Below are 19,538 nucleotides of genomic sequence, written 5' to 3'. Positions count from 1 at the left end.
TGAAGGGGCGCCTTCCCGCCCAACCCGCAGGTTGAAGCGGTCCGACGCCCCTTCGGCACGTTTACGTCAGCGCGCGATCAATCAAGTGATGTCCTTCTTCTGGTTCACGGCCCAGCCGGCGAGGAAGAAGACCATCGTCCAGCCGAAGAAGATGAGCGCCGAGGCCCACCAGGAGAACGCGCCGGGGGCGCCGGCCGCGTACTGCAGCGCCCACGCCGTCTCGTCCTGCAGACCCGGCACCTTCACGCCGGCGGCGCCGAACGCTTCCGCGCCGATGGCGCCCACGATGCCGTTGACCGTGCCGTTCGGCAGGACCCCGCCCAGCCACGTGATGTCCCAGGCCCCGAAGGACACGAACACCAGGACGTTCTCGACCACGAGCATCCAGATGGTCAGCGTGATGATGCTGCCGATCACGCTGCGCCAGACCGCGCCGACCCCGATACCGAACAGGGTCGCCAGGATCGTCGCGAGGACACCCGCGCCGAGCACGCCCAGCCACTGGCCCGCCGTCGGCAGACGCTCGCTGTCGACCGTGATCACGGTGCCGATGCTCGCCGCGCCCACGATGATGACGCCGTAGATCGCGCCCCAGGCGACGTAGGTGATCATCTTCGCGCTCAACGCCGAGACCCGGTTCGGGGCGGTGAGGAACGTCGTGGTGATCGTCTTCTTCGTGTACTCGCCGGCGAGCGCGAAGACACCGAAGATGATCGGGATCATCGTGCCGATGTTGATGCCGTGCCCGAGGGCGAGCAGGCCGACGGGCAGTTCACCGGTCGAGATGCCGAGCGCTTCGGTCAGTTCACGAGTGTCGGAGCGGCCGAGGAAGTCGCTGAAGTCGTTGGTGACCATGCCCCAGAACAGGGCGAACGCGAAAGCGAAGACCACCGCGGGGATCATCAGCGCCCACCACGCCTTGAGCGTGAGCGTCTTGCGGAACTCCGCCTTGATCAGGTTGCCCATCAGCCCTGGCCTCCCCAGCCCTCGTTCTGGCCCTGCTGCTGCGCCTGCTGCTGAGGCGGCGCCTGCTGGTACTGCGGCGGCTGACCCTGCTGCTGGTACTGCTGCGGCGGCGCGAAACCGGGAGCCGGGGTGTTCGGCGGCGCGAAACCGGGCGGCGGCGTGTTCTGCGGCGCGTAGCCGGGAGGCGGCGCCTGATATCCGGGCGGCGGGCCCTGATAACCAGGAGGCGGCCCCTGGTAGCCCGGCGGCGGGCCCTGCTGGAACCCGGGCGGCGGCGCCGCGTACTGGCCCTGGGTCAGCTGGAAGAACATCCGCTCCAGGTCGGCTGTCTCCTCCTGCATGCCGTAGACCGCGATGCTCGCCTTGGCGGAGATGTCACCGATCTGCTGCACCGTCGCACCGGAGACCGCGACCCGGCCGTCCGGCATCGGCGAGACCTGCGTGATACCCGCTTCCTGCAGCGCGGCGACGAGGCCGTTCGCGTCGGCGGACTGCACCAGCACCCGGGACTGGTTGCTCTTGCGCAACTGGTCCAGCGAGCCGTTGTAGCGCGTCATGCCCTGGCTGATGATGACGACCTGGTCGATCGTCTGCTCCACCTCGTTCAGAAGGTGGCTCGAGACCAGCACCGTGCGCCCCTCACGCGCATACGCGCGCAGGAAGTTCCGGAGCCACAGGATGCCTTCGGGGTCGAGACCGTTCGTGGGCTCGTCCAGCACCAGCACCTGTGGATTCCCCAGCAACGCCGTCGCCAGCGCCAGCCGCTGCCGCATGCCGAGCGAGAACCCGCCCGCCTTGCGGTCCGCCGCCGAGGACAGGCCGACCAGGCCCAGCACCTCGTCCACCCGCTGATCCGGCATCCCGATCGCCGCCGAGTACACGCGCAGGTGGTTCCGCGCCGTGCGTCCCGGGTGGAAGCCCTCGTTCTCCAGCACCGAACCGACGACCCTCGCCGGAGTCCCCAGCTGGTCGTGCGGGCGCCCGTTGATGGTCGCCGTGCCGTTCGTGGGCGTCACCAGCCCGAGCAGCATCCGGAGCGTCGTGGTCTTCCCGGCCCCGTTGGGTCCCAGGAACCCGGTCACCGAACCCGGCTCCACCGTGAAGCTGAGATTCTGGACCGCGTTGACCGCACCGAACTGCTTGCTCAGATTCTGCACCGCGATGCGGCCACTGCCGTCGTGCATACCGTCCCCTTTTGTTGACGAAGGCCGATCACGCGACATCCTGCCTCACCCGGTGAGTCCGCACCCGCGGAAGGGGTCAATCCGCCGAAAGCGACCTTCGTCACGTTCGGTGCGGTGACCACTCCGTCCCTCAGCGCATCCGGAACTGGGCCGAATGGCCGCTGACTACGGGTTATGCGGCGCAGAGCGCGGAAGTTCACCGACTGCGGGGGCGGTCCGTGAAGAAATAATTACGAAGACATGGCAACCCCATGCAGCGCGACGGCGACTTATTACCTACGATGTAGGAGGCGGCCCGCTCCCAATGACCCCCAGGTTGGTTGAGCGGGCCGCCGTTATGTCTGGGGCCCGAGCCCCAGGCCCCACGGTGCGGTCGGCGCCGGTTGGCGAGGTTGACTCGGTTCCGCGGGTCTCCGGAGTGCATGAAGGCCCCTCGTGTTCGCGAGGGGCCTTCAGTGTTTAAGGAGCGAGGGACCTTTGCACTGGGGTGGCAAAGGTCCCTCGCGTGGGAGTGTGGCTTGGGGGTCAGGCCAGGACGGCGGCCAGATCCGTGGCGGGCAGGCCGTGCGCGGCCGCGACCGGGGCGTTGGTCAGGGCGCCCGCGTGCGTGTTGAGGCCCTTCGCCAGCGAGGCGTCGGCCTGCAGCGCCTTGAGCCAGCCGTGCTCCGCCAGCTGGACGGCGTACGGCAGCGTGACGTTGGTCAGCCCGTAGGTCGACGTACGCGGGACGGCGCCCGGCATGTTCGCGACGCAGTAGAACACCGACTCGTGGACCTTGTAGGTCGGCTCGTCGTGCGTGGTCGGCCGCGAGTCGGCGAAGCAGCCGCCCTGGTCGATCGCGATGTCCACGAGCACACTGCCCGGGCGCATCCGCGAAACGAGGTCGTTCGAGACCAGCTTCGGCGCCTTCGCGCCGGGCACGAGCACCGCGCCGATGACCATGTCGGCCTCCAGCACGGACTGCTCGACCGACAGCGCGTTCGAGGTCACCGTGCGGATGCGGCCGCCGAAGTCGTTGTCGATCTGGCGGAGGCGGTCGACGTTGGTGTCGAGGATCTCGACGTCCGAGCCGAGGCCGAGCGCGACGCGCGCCGCGTTGATACCGGCGACACCGCCGCCGATCACGACCACACGCGCCGGGTGGACGCCGGGGATGCCGCCGGGCAGCACGCCGCGGCCACCGCTCGGCTTCATCAGGGAGTACGCGCCCACCTGCGGCGCCAGCCGTCCGGCGACCTCGGACATCGGCGCGAGCAGCGGCAGCGCGCGGTTCGGGGTCTGCACCGTCTCGTACGCGATCGCGGTGGTGCCCGCGGCCAGCAGCGCGTCGGTCAGCGGGCGGTCCGCGGCGATGTGCAGGTAGGTGAACAGCACCTGGTCGCCGCGCAGCCGCGGGTACTCCTCGGCGATCGGCTCCTTGACCTTGAGCACGAGTTCGCCCTCGGACCAGGTCTCTTCCGCCGTCGCGAGGATCTTCGCGCCGGCGGCGAGGTACTCCTCGTCGGTGATGGACGAGCCGAGGCCGGCGCCGGTTTCGACGAAGACGTCGTGACCGCGCCCGGTCAGTTCGTGCGCGCCCGCCGGGGTGAGCGCCACGCGGTACTCATGCCTCTTGATTTCACGGGGGACGGCGATACGCACGGGAAGGCCTCCTGCGGCGGGTTTGCGAACAAAGGTGCTGCCACTCACGGTGAGCCACCCGGACGGCGGTGTCATCGTGCGCCCGGGACAAGATCGAGCATCGATCATGGTTTTCGCGGCACAATCTCTTGACCTCCAGTCGACTGGAGCTTGCACCTTGGGTCACATGAGAGCCGTGTGGTTGAAAGAGTTCGGCGGGCCCGAGGTGCTCGTCGCGGGCGACGCCCCCGATCCGGTGCCCGCCCCTGGCCAAGCCCTGATCGAGGTGGCGTTCGCCAACATCACGTTCGTCGAGACCCAGTTCCGCGCCGGCGGGGGCGGGCCGTTCCGCGCCGAACTGCCGATGATCCCGGGCAACGGTGTCGGCGGCGTGATCAGCGCCGTCGGTGACGGCGTCGACCTCGGCCTGATCGGGAAGCGGGTCGTGACCTCGACAGGCGGCTCCGGGGCATATGCGCAGCGGGTCGCCGTCGCCGCCGATTCCGTCTTCGAAGTCCCGGACGGCTTGGCCCTCGACGCGGCGGTGGCGATCCTCGCCGACGGCCGTACGGCGACGGCGCTGGTGACCGCCGCGCGCATCCAGCCGGGAGAACGCGTGCTGGTCGAGGCCGCGGCGGGCGGCGTCGGCGGGCTGGTCGTCCAGCTCGCGAAGGCCGCGGGCGCGGAGGTCGTCGGCGCGGCCGGTGGCCCGGCGAAGGCCGAGCACGTCCGGGGGCGCGGCGCCGATCTGGCCGTCGACTACCGCGAGCCGGACTGGGCGGCGAAGGCCGGCGAGGTCGACGTCGTGTTCGACGGGGTCGGCGGCGAGATCGGGACGACGGCGTTCGGGTTGCTGAGGCCCGGCGGTCGGATGCTGATCTACGGGCTCTCGAGTGGATCGTGGACCGAGGTGTCCGATGAGGACGCCGCCGCGCGCGGGGTCACGGTGATCCAAAACCTCGGCGGGCAGGCGGAGATGCGGGCGTTCACCGAGTCCGCGCTCGCCGATGCCGCCGCCGGGCGATTGGAACCCTTGATCGGCCAACGGTTCCCGCTCGAGCGCGCGGCGGACGCGCACGCGGTCATGCAGTCGCGTGGCGCGCTCGGCAAGACACTGCTCGAGGTCTGAATGTTCGACGTCGACGAATTCCTCGCCGGTCCGCTGACGGCCAGGGTCGCCACGACCGGGCCGACCGTGCGCCCGACCTGGTATCTCTGGGAGAAACAGGCCTTCTGGATCCTCACCGGACCGTGGGCGCGGCTGGCCGGGCTCGTCCGGGAGTCGCCGTCGATCGCGGTGACCGTCGATGTCTGTGACGTCGGTACCGGCATGGTGCGGCAGGTGCTCGCGCGGGGCGAGGCGGAGGTGCTGCCGTTCGACGTCCCACGTGGACGGCGGCTGCTGAGCCGGTATCTCGGGCCCGACGAGTGTGAATGGGACGCGCGTTTTCGTTCTTACCTGCACGACGATCCCGAGGTGAAAGGGACGGTCTGGGTCCGGATGGTGCCGAAGCGATTCGCCGCCGACGACCTCGGTTATCGGGTATGACGCACGGCCGCGTTCGCTGGGGGTGAGCGCGGCCGTGCAACCTGCGAAACGGTAAATGCAGCACGATCGAGTCAAGATGTTGATCTTACTGGCCGGTAAGCTGCCATTCTGTTGCGCATGACAAATCAGGACTGGCGGCGGGAGCGGCGTGTCCGCACCGTCGACACCGAAGGCAATCCGGCTGATGTCATCGTGGGTCTGGTCGAAACTCCCGGGCATGGCTACGAAGCCGCGCTGAGGGTCGACGGCGGCCCCGGTGTTCTTCTGCCGCTTTACCCCGGTGCCGATCTGCTCGCCGCGGTACGGCAGACCATTGAGGACGGATATCGCGCCAGCGCGCACTAGCCGCCGGATGTCATGAAAGGGTCTTTCGAGACGACAGCGCTGATTCAAAGCGTGTCTTGAAGGACCCTTTCATGACGTCCGCGCACGGTTTTGTCGCACTACAAAGTGTTCGTTACTGAACATTGTTCAGTCGAATGCCGGTCAACTCCATCGCAGGGAAACGAGTTGTGTGATCAACGCCAGCCGGACGTCGGGATCTTCGAGATCCAGCGGGACGAGGTCGAGTAGCCGACGCAGGCGATACCGCAGGGTGTTGGGGTGGATCTGGAGTTCCTTCGCGGCCGCGCGCGGGTCTCCGGGATGTCGCAACCATTGGTAGAGCGTGTCGACGTAGCCGCTCTCGTGGGCTTCGTCGTGCGCGCGCAGCAGGCCGAGCGGGCCGAGTTCGGCGACCTTCGCCGTACTCGCCGCCGTCGCTCCCCGATGCAGCGACAGTTCCTTCCACGCCTCGTCGAAGACCACGACGCGACCGGGAACGAGCTTCGCGCGCAGCAGGCCCAGCGCCTCGTCGGCCTGGGCGCGTGACGTCGCGAGTTCGCCGATCTCGCAGGCCGAGCCCGCGGCCGCCCGCGGTGTCCCGCCCTTTCTCGACGTCGGCAGGGCTTCGAGAGCGGCCCGGAGTTCGCCCCAGCCGTCGCCGTCCGGGACGACGGCGTAGAGCACGCCGCCGAGTTCGGTGGCCACCGGCCGCCTGCCGACACCCTGCGAGATCCGCTCCAGGAGCGCGAGCCGCAGCCCTTCGTCGTCGCGGCCGTCGCCGCCGGAGACCTCGATGACGACGACGCGGTGCGGCTCCTCGGAGAGGTCGAGTTCCGCGATGGCCTTGCGCGGGCTGGCCTTCCCTTCGAGCACGGCACGCAGGAGCTCGGCGGAGACCCGGCGCTGGGAATCGGTGTGCGCGCGGCGGCGCAGCAGGTGCAGCGCGACGACGGGCGCCGCGTCGGCGAACGCGGCCGCGCGTTCGTCCGAGACCGGGCCCGCGACGACCGCCCACATCGACCCCAGCAGTTCGCCGCCCATCCGGATCGGCACGATGAGCCGGGGCAGGGTGCCGTCGCGCTGCGCGGGGACGAAGATCGTTTGCCGCCCACGGGAAAGCTCGCGGAACACCCCTCGTGACCGGAACCGCGCGAGCACGTCGTCGGGGATGCGGCGGCCCATGATCGTGGACACGCGCGCCGAGTCGGTCAGGTCCTGCCTCGCCGAGTAGGCGAGCACCCGCGAGTTGGTGTCCTCGATGGTCACGGGCGCGTCGACCACCGAAGCGACGGCGTCCGCGAGCCGGAACAGGTCGCCGGAACCGGGCCCGCCGCCGTCCTCCAGGGCGTCGGACTCGTCGGCCAGCGCGTCGAGAACGGTCCTGAGCAGCCAGACGAGCTGAGCCCAGGACGTCGCCGAGCGCACCTCGATCAACGCGATGTTCGCCGACTTCGCCGCCCGTTTCACCGAGGGTTTCGCCGCGAGCGGCGGTTTCAACAGGACGGCGGCGGCGCCTTTGGCCGCGCTGTGCTTGACGAGTTCCGCGGCGTCCGGGGTCTCGGTGATGGCGACACCGAGGACGAGATCCCCCGCGGCGAGGGTGTTGCCGGGCTCGGCGATGACGACGTCGCCGACGGCCGGGGACTCCTCGGGGACCTGAAGCGCGTGCAGCAGTGTCGGCCCCACCCGGTCGACGACACTGCGTACGGAAACCATGGTGTGATTGTCCAGCAGGTGGGAGCCGGATACACCTCAGACCTCGGGAAAAGGAGCCGGACATGCCGATACAAGGTGTCCACAAGATCGTCGTCGGGGTGCGGGACCAGGACCGGGCGAAGCGGTTCTGGTCCGAGGTCGTCGGATTCGAGATCACCACCGATGTGCCCTACGACGACAAGGGGAACAGGTGGGTCGAGGTCACTTCCCCCGATCGTGTGACGGCCATCGTTCTGAGCACCGCGCCCGAGGACCTCGAACGCTTCGAGGTGCGCGACGAACTCCCGACGGCGAACTTCTTCTTTTATGCCGACGACATCGAAAAGACCTACCAGGAGCTCTCGGCGAAGGGCGTCGAATTCCCGGCGCGTCCGGAGAAACAACCGTGGGGCTGGTGGGCGATGTTCACCGATTCGGAGGGCAACAGGTTCGCCCTTCAGGAGCGGATTCCCACGTCCTGAGAGTGGTTGGGTGCTCCGTTCGGCGGAGCTAGCTTCGGTGGCAACAGCCGAAACCCCTTGAACCGCTAGGAGAATCGCGATGAGCGCGGACGGATGGTCGTTCGAGACCAAGCAGATCCACGCGGGTGCGGCGCCGGACACCGCCACCGGCGCGCGGGCGACCCCGATCTACCAGACCACTTCGTACGTGTTCCGTGACAGCCAGCACGGCGCCGACCTCTTCAGCCTCGCCGAGCCGGGCAACATCTACACGCGGATCAACAACCCCACGCAGGACGTGCTCGAGCAGCGGCTCGCCGCGCTCGAAGGCGGTGTCGCGGCGCTGGCGTTCGCCTCCGGGACAGCGGCGACGACGGCGGCCATCCTCAACCTCGCCAACGCGGGTGACCACTTCGTCTCCAGCCCGTCGCTCTACGGCGGTACCTACAATCTCTTCCACTACACGCTGCCGAAGCTCGGCATCGAGGTCTCGTTCGTCGACGACCAGGACGACATCGAGCAGTGGAAGGCCGCGGTCCGGCCCAACACCAAGCTGTTCTTCGCCGAGACGCTGGCCAACCCCGGCAGCAATGTCCTCGACATCCGCAAGGTCGCCGACGCAGCGCACGACGCCGGTGTCCCGCTGGTCGTGGACAACACCGTGCCGACCCCGTACCTCGTCCGCCCGATCGAGCACGGCGCCGACATCGTCGTCCACTCGGCGACCAAGTACCTCGGCGGGCACGGCACCACAGTCGCCGGTGTGCTGGTCGACGGCGGCACGTTCGACTTCGGCAAGGACCCGGCGCGGTTCCCCGGCTTCAACGAGGCCGACCCGAGCTACCACGGCCTCAAGTACTGGGAGGCGCTCGGTCCCGGCGCGTACGCCGCCAAGGCCCGCGTCCAGATCCTGCGTGACACCGGTGCCGCGATCGCGCCGCTCAACAGTTTCCTGATCTTGCAAGGGATCGAGACGCTGTCGCTGCGTCTGGAGCGGCACGTGTCCAACGCGCAGGCGCTGGCCGAATGGCTGGAGCAGCGCGACGAGGTCGAGAAGGTGTACTACGCCGGGCTGCCGTCGAGCCCGTACCACGAGGCCGCGAAGAAGTACCTGCCGAAGGGTGCCGGGGCGGTGCTGTCGTTCGACCTGCGTGGCGGTGTCCAAGCCGGACGGGCCTTTGTGGACGGTACGGAACTGCACAGCCAGCTGGTCAACATCGGCGACGTGCGCAGCCTGATCGTGCACCCGGCCTCGACGACGCACAGCCAGCTCACGCCGGAGGAGCAGGTCTCCAGCGGGGTCACACCGGGCCTCGTGCGGCTCGCCGTCGGCCTGGAAGGGATCGAAGACCTCAAGGCCGACCTCGAGGCCGGATTCCGGGCGGCCAAGGCGGCTCTGTGACCCAGGCTCCGGATCTCCCTCCCGCCACCGGTGCGTGGCGGGAGGGGGATCCGCCTGGCCGTCGCCGGTTCGTGACCGGCGCCCAGGTGCTCGAAACCGGTCGGGAGATCCCCTTCACCCTCGCCTACGAGACTTGGGGGACGCTGAATTCCGGCGCCTCCAACGCGATCCTCGTCGAGCACGCGCTCACCGGGGACAGCCACGCCGTCGGGCCCCCGGCCGAAGGCCACGTCAGTCCCGGCTGGTGGGACGGCCTGATCGGACCGGGCAAGGCGATCGACACCGACGCGTACTTCGTCGTGGTCCCGAACGTGCTCGGCGGCTGCCAGGGCTCGACGGGGCCGTCTTCGCCGCATCCGGACGGAAGCCCTTGGGGTAGCAGGTTTCCCGCCGTGACCGTCCGGGACCAGGTGGCCGCCGAGGTCGTCCTCGCCGACGCGCTCGGCATCGGCCGGTGGGCCGCGGTGCTGGGCGGTTCCATGGGCGGGATGCGCGCGCTGGAATGGGCGGTGGGCGAACCGGACAGGGTCTCGGCGCTGCTCGTCCTCGCGTCGACTGCGCAGGCTTCGGCCGACCAGATCGCCTGGGCAGCGCCGCAGCTGCACGCCATCCGGTCCGATCCGGGCTGGCACGGCGGCGACTACCACGACATCCCCGGCGGCGGCCCCCACGCCGGCCTCGGTATCGCCCGTCGGATCGCGCACGTCACCTACCGCAGTGAAGGTGAACTGTCGCAACGGTTCGGCCGCCGGTATCAGGACGAAGAGGATCCGCTGCACGGCGGCCGGTTCGCCGTCGAGTCCTATTTGGATCATCACGCGGGGAAGCTGTCCCGGCGGTTCGACGCCGGCAGCTACGTCGTGCTCACCGAATCGATGAACACCCACGACGTCGGCCGCGGCCGGGGCGGCGTCGAGAACGCGCTCGGCCGGATCACCGCGCGCACGGTCGCCGCCGGGGTGGACAGTGACCGGCTCTACCCGCTGTACCAGTCGCAGGCGATCGCGGACGGGGTCGCCGGGGCGGAGTTCGCCGTCATCGGCTCGCCCTACGGGCACGACTCGTTCCTGATCGAAACCGAGCAGATCGCCCGGCTGGTGAAGCTCCTGCTCGGCTAGGCAGTGTCCGGTAGGTCGTGAGTGGCGGTGCGGGTTCTGTTGAGGGGTAAGGCAAACGTACCTTGGTCGAGGACGGCCTGTGGCGATGTCGCGAAAGCCACTTTCGGGACATCAGGCGTCCCGAAAGTGGCTTTCGCGACACCCGAGCCGAGACGTATCGGGACGCGGCCCGACACCCTTGCTCCTTGAACACCCGAATCCACAGCGTCCAGGCGGTGCCGGAGTAAGTCTGGTCGCGGTCTTCGCGCCCAGGTGGTCCCTGACGGCACGGGCGGATGCACCCGAGTACGACCCGGTACGAGGGTTCCCACCGCACCACCAGGAACCACCTGGATCACGAAGCCCATCGAACAGGCTCATGAAACACGCCCTAGTCCGCGACCGCGTCCGAGATCCAGGGCGCCACCGGCAGATCCCGGTCGAGGCATTCCGCCGACAGCCGGATCGTCCAGCGCAGCGCCTGCAGCACCAGACTGTCGACCTCGTCCGGAGCGGCGTTGGCGAGCGCGATCTCGACCTGTTCCTGCGCGGCCTCGCTGTTGCCGTGCACCTCGGCCAGCAGCGTGCGCACGGCCGTCCGTACGGGAGGGTCCGCCTGGTCGATCGAGACCTCTTCACCGTCCTCGTCGAACACCTGCACCTTGACCGGCGCACTACCGCCGTCGCCGAGGGTCGACACCATGGCACTGCATTCGCCGAAGAGCATCATCACGAGCTCTTTGGTCTCTTCGGAGCGGGCTTCGGGCTCGACAGCGGTCGGCGTGAGCTCGTCGAGGGCCTCGGCGTCCTCGCCCAGGCTGATCGCCACGAGCGCACGCTGCGCCTTTTCGACGAGCCTCCGCTCGTACTCGCTCCTGTCCGGCTCCACGTGCCTATCAAACACCAGCGGACGGAAAAGTGGGGAATAGGCCGAAACCCGGACGTGGTCACCGGGCGGAGTGCAGTGCACCCAGCGCGAGACGGCAGAGCATTTCGGCCAGTTCGCTGTCACCGAGATGGCGGTTGTACGGCGTCGAGTTGATCAACCCGAAGACCGCGTGCGCCGCCGACCGCGCCTGGCGTTCGCCGATCCCGGGGACGGCGTCACTGATCGCGCGCACCCAGACCTCGACGTACTGACGCTGCAGGGCGCGGACCTGTTTACGGTCACTGTCGGTGAGATTGGCGAGGTTGCGCTCCTGGACGGTGATCAACGCGGGATGCGCGAGCGCGAAGTCCACGTGAAAATTCACCAGTGCTTCGAGAACCTCACCGGGCTCGTCCCGCTGGCTCGCCCTGGCCGTCCCTCCGTCGAGTAGATAGCGGCTGATCGAGTTCAGCATCTCCCCGAGAATGGCGTCCTTGCTGCGGAAATGCCGGTACAGCGCCGGACCGGAGATACCCACCGCCGCGCCGATGTCGTCGATGCCGACGCCGTGGAAACCGTGGTGGGCGAAGAGCTCGGCGGCGGCGGCCATGATCTGTTCGCGCCTGTTCGCCTTCTCGCCGTTCACGAGTGGGGTGGGGTTCGCCGGCATCTGGCCATATTAAGGCCGCGTGTTAGCGAGCGCTAACACGCGGCCGTACTTCCAGCCTGGGCCAAGCGGGTTACCTGGGGAAATGACCCTTTTGCGTGGAGCTACCACCTGGTAATGCTGTGTCTCGTTAACTTGTCACGAAGGAGTGACCATGGCCGTCCCTGCTCGGATCAAAGCCCTTTCCTTCACTCGTTTAGGTGCGGCCCTGGGGGTCGCTGTCCTTGCCACTTTCGGGCTCGCCGGTACCGCTCAAGCGGCGACCAACTACGTGGCGCTCGGTGACTCGTACTCGTCCGGCGTCGGTGCCGGCAGCTACGGGAACTCGGGCGACTGCATGCGCAGTGCCAACTCCTACCCCCAGTTGTGGGCCAACGCCCACGCCGGGACCACGTTCAAGTTCGTCGCGTGCTCGGGGGCGCGCACCGGCGACGTCTTGAACCAGATCGCGAACGTCACCTCCAGCGCCACGCTGGTGACGGTCTCGGTCGGCGGCAACGACGCCGGGTTCGCCGACGTCATGACCACCTGCACCACCGGCAGCGACCAGACCTGCGTCAACCGGGTCAACACCGCGAAGACCTACGTGAACAACACGCTTCCCGGGCTGCTGAACAACGTCTACAGCAAGATCAAAGCGAAGGCTCCCGGCGCGAAGCTGGTCGTCCTCGGGTACCCGCGCTTCTACACGGTGCCAGGTTCGTGCTCGGTCGGGCTGAGCGACACCAAGCGCTCCGCGATCAACTCGGGCTCCGACGCGCTGGCGTCGGTGCTCTCGGCCCGGGCCTCCGCGGCCGGTGCGAAGTTCGTGGACGTGCGGGGTGCCTTCACCGGGCACAACATCTGCTCGTCGGCCGACGACTACCTGCACAGCCTCACCTGGCCGATCGTGAACTCGTACCACCCGACGGCCGCCGGTCAGCGCGGTGGCTACTACAACCCGCTGGTCTCCGCGATCGGCTGATCGTTTCGCGCGTGAAGGCCCCCTTCCCTCGGCTGGTCATTCAAACCCATGGCCAAGGGAAGGGGGCCTTCACGCGCTTCCGGGGTGCGGTGGACAAGTGAGGTTAGTGGCCGTTAACCTACGAGGGCGAGTTAACGACGGCTAACTTGGCGACGAGGAGCCATGGACACACCCGTATTGAGCACTTCCGCCGACCCCGGCAGCGACGAATACGCCCGCAGCGTCACCTCCCACGCCGAACTGGTCGAGGACCTGCACAAGCGTCTCGACGCTGCCCGGCTCGGCGGCCCGGAGAAATCCCGGACCCGGCACGTCGAGCGGGGCAAACTCCTGCCGCGAGACCGGGTCGACACCCTCCTCGACCCGGGTTCCCCGTTCCTGGAGTTGTCCCCGCTTGCCGCCACCGGACTGTACGACGACGAGGCGCCGTCGGCCGGGATCATCACCGGTATCGGGCGGGTCTCGGGCCGCGAATGCGTGATCGTCGCCAACGACGCCACGGTCAAGGGCGGCACCTACTACCCGATGACCGTCAAGAAGCATCTGCGCGCCCAAGAGGTCGCGCTGCACAACAATCTGCCGTGCGTCTACCTGGTGGACTCCGGCGGCGCGTTCCTGCCGAGGCAGGACGAGGTCTTCCCGGATCGTGAGCATTTCGGCCGGATCTTCTTCAACCAGGCGACCATGTCCGCGCGCGGCATCCCGCAGATCGCGGCGGTGCTCGGATCCTGCACCGCGGGCGGCGCGTACGTCCCGGCGATGAGCGACGAAGCGGTCATCGTGCGCAACCAGGGCACGATCTTCCTCGGCGGCCCGCCGCTGGTGAAGGCCGCGACCGGCGAGGTCGTCACGGCAGAGGAACTCGGCGGCGGGGACGTGCACTCACGTCAGTCCGGCGTCACCGACCACCTGGCCGAAGACGATGCCGACGCGCTCCGCATCGTTCGCTCGATCGTGTCGACTTTGGGCCCGCGCACGCCGCGCCCGTGGGACGTCCTCCCGACCGAGGCCCCGGTCGCCGACCCGAACGAGTTGTACGGCGTCGTCCCGACCGACCCGCGCGTGCCCTACGACGTCCGCGAGGTCATCGCGCGGATCGTCGACGGCAGCCGGTTCGGCGAGTTCAAGAAGGAGTACGGCTCGACGCTGGTCACCGGGTTCGCCCGGATCCACGGCCACCCCGTCGGCATCATCGCGAACAACGGCGTGCTGTTCGCGGAGTCCGCGATGAAGGGCGCGCACTTCATCGAACTGTGCGACAAACGCTCGATCCCGCTGCTGTTCCTGCAGAACATCACCGGTTTCATGGTCGGCAAGGCCTACGAGGCGGGCGGTATCGCCAAGCACGGCGCGAAGATGGTCACCGCGGTGGCCTGCGCCCGCGTGCCGAAGCTGACCGTCGTCATCGGCGGCTCGTTCGGCGCGGGCAACTACTCGATGTGCGGCCGCGCGTACTCGCCCCGGTTCCTGTGGATGTGGCCGAACGCGCGGATCTCGGTGATGGGCGGTGAGCAGGCGGCGTCGGTGCTCTCGACCGTCCGCCGCGACGCCATCGAGTCCCGCGGCGGCGAGTGGTCCGCGGAGGACGAAGAGACCTTCAAGGACCCGATCCGTGAGCAGTACGAGGCGCAGGGCAGCCCGTACTACTCGACGGCGCGGCTGTGGGACGACGGCGTGATCGACCCGGCGGACACCCGCACGGTGCTCGGCCTCGCGCTGTCCGCGACGGCCAACGCGCCACTTTCCGATGTCAACTACGGCGTCTTCAGGATGTGAGCATGTTCGACACGGTTCTGGTCGCCAACCGCGGGGAGATCGCCGTCCGCGTGATCCGCTCGCTGCAAGGGCTCGGCATCCGCTCGGTCGCGGTGTACAGCGACGCGGACGCCGACGCCCGGCACGTCCGCGAGGCGCATACGGCGGTCCGCATCGGCCCGGCCGAAGCGGCGAAAAGCTATCTGTCCATCCCGGCGATCGTCCAGGCGGCGCTCGACACGGGCGCGCAGGCGGTGCACCCCGGCTACGGCTTCCTCGCGGAGAACGCGGAATTCGCCCGCGCCTGCGCCGAGGCCGGGCTGGTCTTCATCGGCCCGCCGGTCGAGGCCATCGACGCCATGGGCGACAAGATCCGCGCCAAGGCGACGGTGTCGTCGGCGGGGGTTCCCGTCGTGCCGGGCGCGTCCGATGTGGACATTCCCGAAGGTGGTTTCGCCGCCGCCGCGGAGAAGGTCGGGTTCCCGCTGCTGCTCAAGCCGTCCGCCGGTGGTGGCGGCAAGGGGATGCGGCTGGTCACCGAACTGTCCGAACTGGACGCCGCCATCGAGTCCGCACGCCGTGAGGCGAAGGGTTCCTTCGGTGACGACACGCTGCTCATGGAGCGGTTCGTCACCACGCCGCGCCATATCGAGATCCAGGTGCTCGCCGACACCCACGGCAACGTGATCCACCTCGGCGAGCGGGAATGCAGCCTGCAGCGGCGGCACCAGAAGATCATCGAAGAGGCCCCGTCCGTTCTCCTCGACGAAGCCACGCGCGCGAACATGGGCGCGTCCGCGGTCGAGGCCGCGCGATCGGTCGGCTACGTCGGCGCGGGCACGGTCGAGTTCATCGTGTCGGCCAAGGCACCGGACGAGTTCTTCTTCATGGAGATGAACACCCGGCTGCAGGTCGAGCATCCGGTGACCGAACTGGTGACCGGACTCGATCTCGTCGAGTGGCAGGTCAAGATCGCCGCGGGTGACGTGCTCACCGTGTCGCAGGACGACGTCCGGCTGGACGGTCACGCCGTCGAGGCCCGCGTTTACGCCGAAGATCCCGCTCGAGGCTTCATTCCCACCGGCGGGACCGTGCTCGCGGTCCACGAACCGTCCGGCGAGGGAGTGCGCGTCGACTCGTGGATGAGCGAGGGCGCGGTCATCGGCTCGAACTACGATCCGATGCTGGCCAAGGTCATCGCCTGGGGCCCGGACCGCGCGGCCGCGTTGCACCGGCTCGATCTCGCGCTCGCCGACACCGCGCTGCTCGGCCTCGGCACGAACGTCGCGTTCCTGCGCGGGCTCCTGTCGGACCCCGATGTGCGCGACGGCAAACTCGACACTGGCCTCGTCGACAGGCAACTGTCCACTTTGGTCTCCGAAGAGGTACCGCCGGAGTTCTTCGTGGCGGCCGCGCTCGACAGGCTGCTTTCCCTGCAGCCGCAGGGATCGGTCATCGACCCCTGGGACGTTCCCGACGGCTGGCGGCTCGGCGCGTCCGGCGGGATCGACTTCGCCCTGAAGTCGGGAAGTTCCGAAGCCGTCGTGCGGGTGCAGGGCACGCCGGCGAACGCGCTCGTCAGCGTTGACGGCGCCGAAGCCGTGCGGGTTTCCGCGCGGCGCGAGGGCGATCTGCTGGAAGTCCGGCATCCCACCGGTTTCCACCGCTACCGGCACGCCGCCGGTCGAGGGAAGACCGTCTGGCTCGCGCGGGACGGCCACAGCTTCGCGATCGGTGAGCGGGAAAGGCTGCGGTCCGCCGCCGGTGCCGCGGGCGGCGCCGGACCGGTGACCAGCCCGATGCCCGGCACCGTCCTCGTGGTCAAGGTCGCCGCCGGTGACGTCGTGAGCGCCGGGACGCCGCTCGTGGTCGTCGAGGCGATGAAGATGGAGCACACGATCACCGCGCCGATCGACGGCGTGGTCAGCGAACTCCCCGTCCGGACCGGCCAACAGGTCGCGCTGGACGAAACCGTAGCCGTTGTGACACCCCAAAAGGATGGCCCATGATCGACTTTCGGCTGGATGACGAGTACGAGGCGCTGCGCAAGACGGTCGAGGAATTCGCGCGCTCCGAGGTCGCCCCGGTCATCGGCGACCTGTACGAACGGGAGGAGTTCCCGTACGAGATCGTCGCGAAGATGGCCGACATGGGCCTGTTCGGCCTGCCCTTCCCCGAGGAGTACGGCGGCATGGGCGGCGACTACTTCGCGCTGTGCCTGACGCTGGAGGAACTGGCGCGCGTCGACTCGTCGGTCGCGATCACCGTCGAGGCCGGGGTTTCCCTGGGCGCCATGCCGATCTACCGGTTCGGCACCCAGGAGCAGAAGGAAAAGTGGCTCCCGGAGTTGTGCGCCGGCACCGCGCTCGGCGCTTTCGGCCTCACCGAACCGGGCGGCGGCTCGGACGCGGGTGCCACCCGCACGCGGGCGAAACTCGACGGCGACACCTGGGTGATCAACGGCAGCAAATCGTTCATCACCAACTCCGGCACCGACATCACGAAACTGGTCACGGTCACCGCCGTCACCGACGTGAAGGAGAACGGGCGCAAGGAGATCTCGGCGATCATCGTCCCGTCCGGCACCCCGGGCTTCGCGGTGGCGCCGAAGTACTCCAAGGTCGGCTGGAACTGCTCGGACACGCACGAGCTCTCGTTCGACGACGTCCGCGTCCCGGCCGAGAACCTGGTCGGCGAGCGCGGCCGAGGGTACGCGCAGTTCCTGTCCATTTTGGACGAAGGCCGGGTCGCGATCGCCGCGCTGAGCGTCGGTCTCGCGCAGGGCTGTGTCGACGAATGCCTGCGCTACGTCAAGGAGCGCGAGGCGTTCGGGCACAAGATCGGCGAGTACCAGGCGATCCAGTTCAAGGTCGCCGACATGGAGGTGCGCACGCACACCGCGCGGCTGGCGTACTACGCGGCGGCGTCGAAGATGCTGCGCGGCGAGCCGTTCAAGAAGGAGGCGTCGATCGCGAAGCTCGTCGCGTCGAACGCCGCCATGGACAACGCGCGCGACGCGACGCAGATCTTCGGCGGGTACGGCTTCATGAACGAGTTCCCGGTGAGCAGGTTCTATCGGGACGCGAAGATCCTGGAGATCGGGGAGGGGACCTCGGAGGTGCAGCGGATGCTGATCGCGCGGCACCTCGGCGTCGCCTGACCGTGCTCGAAGCCGTGACTCGCGTGTTTGGGCCCGTCACGGCCCTGATCACGCGAGTCACGGCCCTGATCACGCGAGTCACGTCTCTGATCACGCGAGTCACGTCTCTGATCACGCGAGTCACGGCTCTGATCACGTGGGTCGTGAGTGGCGATTCGGGTCAGGGCCAACAGAGCCCTGGATACCTACGGTCGGGCGGTTTCGCGTGTCGTCCGTCTGATCACACGCGCCGTCCGCTCACTCACGCCCACCCTGACCCAACGAAATCCCCGCGCCTCACCACGATGTTGTAGAACGGAAGCATGAGCGATTTCGTCATCCGTCAGGGTGGTTCTGGGGATTTTCAAACGTTGCTGGACATGTTCGACGAGGCCGTCGCGTGGCTAGCCGGACGGGGTAGTGAGGGGCAGTGGGGGACCGAGCCGTGGTCCACGATCCCGAAGCGGATCGAGCGGGTGCGCGGGATCGCCGACGGGCCGGGGCTGTACCTCGGCGAGGTCGGTGGCGAGGCGGCCGGGGCGATCGTCCTCGGTGACCGGTTCCCGCATGTCTCGCCTGTCGACGAACCCGAGATCTACATCGGCCTGCTGCTGACCTCGCGCCGGTTCGCCGGTCACCGGGTCGGCTCGCGGCTCGTCGAGTTCGCGCTGGCCGAGGCGCGGGAACGCGGCATCGGGCTGGTGCGGGTCGACTGCTGGGCCGGCGGCGACGGCGACCTGCAGCGTTACTACGAGAGTCAGGGCTTCAAACCGACGGAGCGGTTCGACGTCAAGGGCTGGATCGGCCAGGTGTTCGAGCAGCGCCCCTAGGGCTGGCGTCCTCATTGATTCGGGTGCACCATAGTTGACACACCGCCAACAGTGCCCCGAACAGCGAAGACGCAGAGGAGCCCAGCATGGCCAAGCGTGAACGTTCCCTCGCAGGCAAGGTCGTCGTGATCACCGGAGCGGCGCAGGGCATCGGGGCCAGTACCGCGACGGCGTTGTCCCGGCTCGGCGCCAAGGTCGTCATCGGCGACCTGGACCAGGTCCTCGCGGAGAAGACCGCGGCCGAACTGGGTGCGGAGGCGCTGCCGCTCGACGTCACCGACACGAAGGGCTTCACCGAGTTCCTCGACGAGGTCGAGCGGCGCGTCGGCCCGATCGACGTGCTGATCAACAACGCGGGCATCATGCCGCTCAAGCCGCTCGACGAAGAGGACGACGCGGCGACGCGGCGGCTGCTCGAGATCAACCTGCACGCCGTCATCCACGGCACCAGGGAAGCGGTCAAACGCATGCGCCCGCGTGGCACCGGCCACATCGTCAACATCGCCTCGATGGCCGGAAAGGCCGGATTCCCCGGTGCCGCCACCTACTGCGCGACGAAACACGCCGTCGTCGGATTGTCGGAATCGGTACATCTGGAATTGCACGGAACGGGTGTGCTGGTCTCGTGCGTGATGCCCGCCGTGGTGCGCACGGAACTGGCCAGCGGGCTCGGCGAGGCGAAGTTCTTCAAATCGGTCCAGCCGGAAGATGTGGCGAACGCCATTGTCGATGCGTTGCGACGTCCCAAATTCGACGTCTTCGTTCCCGCGTCGCTGGACGCCATGGGCAGGATCACACGGCTGCTCCCGCGCCGCCTCGGCGAGGGACTGCTTCGCGCGCTCGGCGGCGACAAGATTTTGTCCTCCGCAACGCATTCCAGTGCCCGCGCGGAGTACGAATCGCGTGCCGCGCGAAGTGCTCCGGCGGCGGAAAAGAGCACCGATTCTTAGCTCGGACGGCCTAACAACCGTCCGAAGTGGACGGCCTGGGACGGAGACGGTGTTGAGTCGTGCGCCC

Annotated in this window: 18 protein-coding genes; 12 read left to right on the top strand and 6 right to left on the bottom strand. The window is 68.4% G+C overall.

Going from position 1 to position 19,538, the window contains the following annotated elements:
• Window positions 1-81: 81 nt before the first annotated feature.
• From HDA45_RS13665 to ald, 3 genes are all read right to left on the bottom strand, one after another.
• Window positions 82-966, bottom strand: coding sequence for an ABC-2 transporter permease (locus HDA45_RS13665; RefSeq protein ID WP_020631309.1), 885 nt, complete (start codon window positions 964-966; stop codon window positions 82-84).
• The gene (locus HDA45_RS13660; protein ID WP_184895265.1) at window positions 966-2,150 is read right to left on the bottom strand and encodes an ABC transporter ATP-binding protein; all 1,185 of its coding nucleotides are present in this window, start codon (window positions 2,148-2,150) and stop codon (window positions 966-968) included. The genes HDA45_RS13665 and HDA45_RS13660 overlap by 1 nt, the downstream gene beginning before the upstream one ends.
• A gap of 525 nt (window positions 2,151-2,675) precedes the next feature.
• Complete coding sequence (gene ald / locus HDA45_RS13655; RefSeq protein ID WP_184895263.1) at window positions 2,676-3,791, bottom strand: alanine dehydrogenase; 1,116 nt, start codon at window positions 3,789-3,791, stop codon at window positions 2,676-2,678.
• 166 nt (window positions 3,792-3,957) lie between these two features.
• Here ald and HDA45_RS13650 point away from each other — a divergent pair, with 166 nt between their 5' ends.
• The 3 genes from HDA45_RS13650 (at window position 3,958) to HDA45_RS13640 (ending at window position 5,664) form a co-directional block, all read left to right on the top strand.
• The gene (locus HDA45_RS13650) at window positions 3,958-4,899 is read left to right on the top strand and encodes a zinc-binding dehydrogenase (RefSeq protein WP_184895261.1); all 942 of its coding nucleotides are present in this window, start codon (window positions 3,958-3,960) and stop codon (window positions 4,897-4,899) included.
• Window positions 4,900-5,319, top strand: coding sequence for a pyridoxamine 5'-phosphate oxidase family protein (locus HDA45_RS13645; RefSeq protein ID WP_184895259.1), 420 nt, complete (start codon window positions 4,900-4,902; stop codon window positions 5,317-5,319).
• 117 nt (window positions 5,320-5,436) lie between these two features.
• Window positions 5,437-5,664 (top strand): hypothetical protein, encoded by a 228-nt coding sequence (locus HDA45_RS13640; protein ID WP_007033850.1) that lies wholly within the window; start codon window positions 5,437-5,439, stop codon window positions 5,662-5,664.
• Between the two features lie 141 nt (window positions 5,665-5,805).
• Here HDA45_RS13640 and HDA45_RS13635 read toward each other — a convergent pair whose 3' ends face one another.
• Window positions 5,806-7,359 carry a PucR family transcriptional regulator gene (locus HDA45_RS13635; RefSeq protein WP_184895257.1) on the bottom strand — a complete coding sequence of 518 codons (1,554 nt, stop codon included), beginning with the start codon at window positions 7,357-7,359 and terminating at the stop codon, window positions 5,806-5,808.
• A 62-nt stretch (window positions 7,360-7,421) separates the two neighbouring features.
• Between HDA45_RS13635 and HDA45_RS13630 the strand changes: the two genes are divergently transcribed.
• From HDA45_RS13630 to metX, 3 genes are all read left to right on the top strand, one after another.
• Window positions 7,422-7,820: a VOC family protein gene (locus tag HDA45_RS13630; protein ID WP_184895255.1), complete on the top strand. Its 399-nt coding sequence runs from the start codon at window positions 7,422-7,424 to the stop codon at window positions 7,818-7,820.
• Between the two features lie 79 nt (window positions 7,821-7,899).
• Complete coding sequence (locus HDA45_RS13625) at window positions 7,900-9,201, top strand: bifunctional o-acetylhomoserine/o-acetylserine sulfhydrylase (protein ID WP_184895253.1); 1,302 nt, start codon at window positions 7,900-7,902, stop codon at window positions 9,199-9,201.
• On the top strand, window positions 9,198-10,319 hold the full coding sequence (gene metX / locus HDA45_RS13620) for a homoserine O-acetyltransferase MetX (RefSeq protein ID WP_184895251.1): 1,122 nt from the start codon (window positions 9,198-9,200) through the stop codon (window positions 10,317-10,319). Before HDA45_RS13625 ends, metX begins: the two co-directional genes overlap by 4 nt.
• A gap of 370 nt (window positions 10,320-10,689) precedes the next feature.
• On the opposite strand, the gene HDA45_RS13615 is transcribed toward metX, so the two are convergent.
• A complete protein-coding gene (locus HDA45_RS13615) occupies window positions 10,690-11,187 on the bottom strand; it encodes a hypothetical protein (RefSeq protein ID WP_184895249.1) in 498 nt (165 codons plus the stop codon).
• A gap of 58 nt (window positions 11,188-11,245) precedes the next feature.
• Window positions 11,246-11,836, bottom strand: coding sequence for an SACE_7040 family transcriptional regulator (locus HDA45_RS13610; RefSeq protein ID WP_184895246.1), 591 nt, complete (start codon window positions 11,834-11,836; stop codon window positions 11,246-11,248).
• 151 nt (window positions 11,837-11,987) lie between these two features.
• On the opposite strand from HDA45_RS13610, the gene HDA45_RS13605 reads away from it, so the two are divergent.
• From HDA45_RS13605 to HDA45_RS13580, 6 genes are all read left to right on the top strand, one after another.
• Window positions 11,988-12,797 (top strand): SGNH/GDSL hydrolase family protein, encoded by an 810-nt coding sequence (locus HDA45_RS13605; protein ID WP_184895244.1) that lies wholly within the window; start codon window positions 11,988-11,990, stop codon window positions 12,795-12,797.
• A 162-nt stretch (window positions 12,798-12,959) separates the two neighbouring features.
• Entirely contained in the window at window positions 12,960-14,573 is a 1,614-nt protein-coding gene (locus HDA45_RS13600; RefSeq protein ID WP_184895242.1) for a carboxyl transferase domain-containing protein, read from the top strand.
• A 2-nt stretch (window positions 14,574-14,575) separates the two neighbouring features.
• Entirely contained in the window at window positions 14,576-16,561 is a 1,986-nt protein-coding gene (locus HDA45_RS13595; RefSeq protein WP_184895240.1) for an ATP-binding protein, read from the top strand.
• Window positions 16,558-17,712 (top strand): acyl-CoA dehydrogenase family protein, encoded by a 1,155-nt coding sequence (locus HDA45_RS13590; RefSeq protein WP_184895238.1) that lies wholly within the window; start codon window positions 16,558-16,560, stop codon window positions 17,710-17,712. The genes HDA45_RS13595 and HDA45_RS13590 overlap by 4 nt, the downstream gene beginning before the upstream one ends.
• A 302-nt stretch (window positions 17,713-18,014) precedes the next feature.
• Window positions 18,015-18,521, top strand: a complete 507-nt coding sequence (locus HDA45_RS13585) for a GNAT family N-acetyltransferase (RefSeq protein WP_184895236.1) — start codon at window positions 18,015-18,017, stop codon at window positions 18,519-18,521.
• Between the two features lie 86 nt (window positions 18,522-18,607).
• A complete protein-coding gene (locus tag HDA45_RS13580; RefSeq protein WP_184895234.1) occupies window positions 18,608-19,471 on the top strand; it encodes an SDR family oxidoreductase in 864 nt (287 codons plus the stop codon).
• Window positions 19,472-19,538 lie beyond the last annotated feature (67 nt).

The sequence above is a fragment of the Amycolatopsis umgeniensis genome, assembly GCF_014205155.1.
GTDB lineage: Bacteria > Actinomycetota > Actinomycetes > Mycobacteriales > Pseudonocardiaceae > Amycolatopsis > Amycolatopsis umgeniensis.
This window is presented reverse-complemented; position numbering and strand designations above follow the sequence as displayed.